At 43.9% G+C, this 2,576-nt stretch carries 2 protein-coding genes; both read right to left on the reverse strand.

Annotation, left to right across the window (positions count from 1 at the left end):
- Positions 1-1,159, reverse strand: a 1,159-nt coding sequence (gene nagC / locus B9J87_RS15945) for a DNA-binding transcriptional regulator NagC (RefSeq protein WP_094151679.1), incomplete at its 3' end; no start/stop codon positions are given.
- A gap of 2 nt (positions 1,160-1,161) precedes the next feature.
- The gene (gene nagA, locus B9J87_RS15950; RefSeq protein WP_094151681.1) at positions 1,162-2,298 is read right to left on the reverse strand and encodes an N-acetylglucosamine-6-phosphate deacetylase; all 1,137 of its coding nucleotides are present in this window, start codon (positions 2,296-2,298) and stop codon (positions 1,162-1,164) included.
- Positions 2,299-2,576 lie beyond the last annotated feature (278 nt).

The raw sequence follows: 2,576 nt of genomic DNA on the forward strand, positions 1-2,576 counted from the left end.
TAGCAAATGCACCTATGGTTGGTTGTTTATCAATCTGCGACGCGACTATGGGTAAATTGGTGTGGAAAGTTTTGAGTGATTGATTCTCTACATTTCGTTGAATCGCGGGGAATACGATCTCTTGAGCGGCTGTAATTTGACCTGCAATTACCACTTTTTGTGGGTTGAACAAGTTAATGGTCATCGCAATGGCTTTACCGAGTTGATTACCCACTCGAATTAAGCTCTGTTTTGCTAGCTCATCACCGAGATTGGCGTGCTCACATACATCATTGATGGTAATGCTCTCTATATTCGCTAGGCTAGATTCATAGCCCTGAGCAATCAGTTTTTTAACACGAGATATAATAGCCGGGTTTGCGGCTACCGTTTCTAAACAGCCGAAATTTCCGCATTGACACTGTTCGCCGAGTGGGTCGATTTGGATATGACCAATTTCACCTACGTTACGGTTATAGCCTAGGAATACTTGACCATTGACGATAATGCCAGCCCCAGTTCCTCGGTGAACGCTGACTAGGATAGAGTCTTGACAGTCTTTGCTGGCACCAAAATAATGTTCGGCAAGCGCCATACCGCGCACGTCGTTGCCAACAAAACATTCAACATGAAAATTATCACGAATGATGTCACCTAAAGCGAGTGCATCAATAGCAATGTTGGGCATGTATTCTACGACACCCGTTTCTGGGTTGACTAAGCCGGGTAGGGCAATACCAATGGCAATGAACTGTTCGATTCGCTCTTGCTGTTGTTTGATAAAGGTATTGAGGTGGAAAAGGAGTCCCTCAATTAATTGTGTTTGGTGAGAATAGTGAAACTCGTGATAGTCCGACGCGAGTTCTTTGCCCCCTAAATTATACAGGCTGAGCTGAATGTAATCTCGGCCTAAACGTACGGCGACAGAGTGAAAAGGGGCGACTTCGGTTGTTAAGGAGATGGCTCTACGTCCGCCAGTAGAGGCTTGTTGTGCGACCTCTTTAATGAGGCCGCGTTCTAGAAGTTGGCGGGTTATTTTTGTAACACTTGCTGGAGCAAGTTGGCTCACATCGGCAACTTGAATACGAGATATCGGACCTTGTAGGTCGATCAATCGGTACACTGCTGCGCTGTTGAGTTGTTTGACTAAATCTACGTTACCTATTTGTCCGCCATTCATTATCAATTGTGCTCGTATTGTCCGTTAACAACCGTCGCCTGAACATTGAAGTCTCTATCAAATGCAGTGAGGTTCGCCACCATGCCTTTTTTTACTCGGCCTAGTTTGTGATCCACACCAATTGCTTTTGCCGGATACAGAGTTGCCATCCGCAGAGCTTCGTCCAATGCGATACCAACGTGCTCAACAGTGTTTTGCACTGCCTCAATCATAGTGAGTGCTGAGCCGCCCAGTGTGCCGTTTTCATCAACACACTTACCATCACGGTAATATACTTTCTTACCGACAAAAATAAAGTAATCCATGTTAGCGCCTGCAGGAGCTGTGGCATCGGTCACTAATACAAGCTTTTCGCCTTTGATTTTGTGAGCAATTCTGATGTTAGCATAATCAACATGAAAGCCATCAGCAATAATGCCAGCATAAACTTCTGGGGTGTCATAAATTGCACCAACGACACCGGGTTCACGTCCAACCATCGGCGTCATGGCATTAAATAAGTGTGTGGCAAAGGTGATGCCTGATTCAAAGCTTTTACGTGCTTCAGTATAAGTTGCGTTAGTGTGACCAATCGATACCACAATGCCAGCTTTCACCAAACGTTCAATGTGTTCTGGATTGTTGTGCTCTGGCGCCAATGTCACTTTAGCAATCACATCGCTATTTTCACACATAGTGGCGATCATGTTGTCATCTGAAGGGCGGATGAAATCGACACTGTGAATGCCCTTTTTCATCACATTAAGATATGGCCCTTCAAGGTGTAAACCCAGTGATTGGTTTTTATATTGAGAGTGATATTCACGTGCGGCAGAAATCGCTTTGCGCATGTCTTCGTCTGAAGAGGTGATTAACGTTGGCAAAAAGCTTGTGCATCCTGATTTTAGGTTGGCTTTATGCATGATCTGCATCGTAGTCGCCGTTACTTCATCATTCAGCATCACACCGCCACAACCATTCAATTGCAGGTCGATAAAGCCTGGGCTTAGGTTTGCACCATTTAAATCTTGTGTCGCTATATCTTGTGGTAAATCCGCAATAGGACAGACCGCTTCAATCAACTCGTTGTTGATAATCACAGCATGGTCAACTAGCACATCATTGCCAGTGTAGATTTTACAGTTAGTTAGTGCGTACATAATCATCAAATCCTTATCTATCAATGCTTTATAAATTTGGCGAGGCGACGAAATGAAAGGTGGAATGTGCCAGTACGGTGCTTTCTTTTCTTACTTCAATTAGGTCGCGAATTATCTTGCTAGCAAACAGCCAATGCTGGATGACATTAAAATTAAGTGCTCGTTTTGACTGGGTTATTTGATAGTTATAGTTTGCATTTTATACGAAAAAAGCCAGTCAGGGTTGTTTAGCTTACATGCTATTCGACGATGAAACAGGCAAATATTATCGCCTAATT

This window comes from Vibrio sp. V19_P1S1T109 (assembly GCF_002241375.1).
GTDB lineage: Bacteria > Pseudomonadota > Gammaproteobacteria > Enterobacterales > Vibrionaceae > Vibrio > Vibrio anguillarum.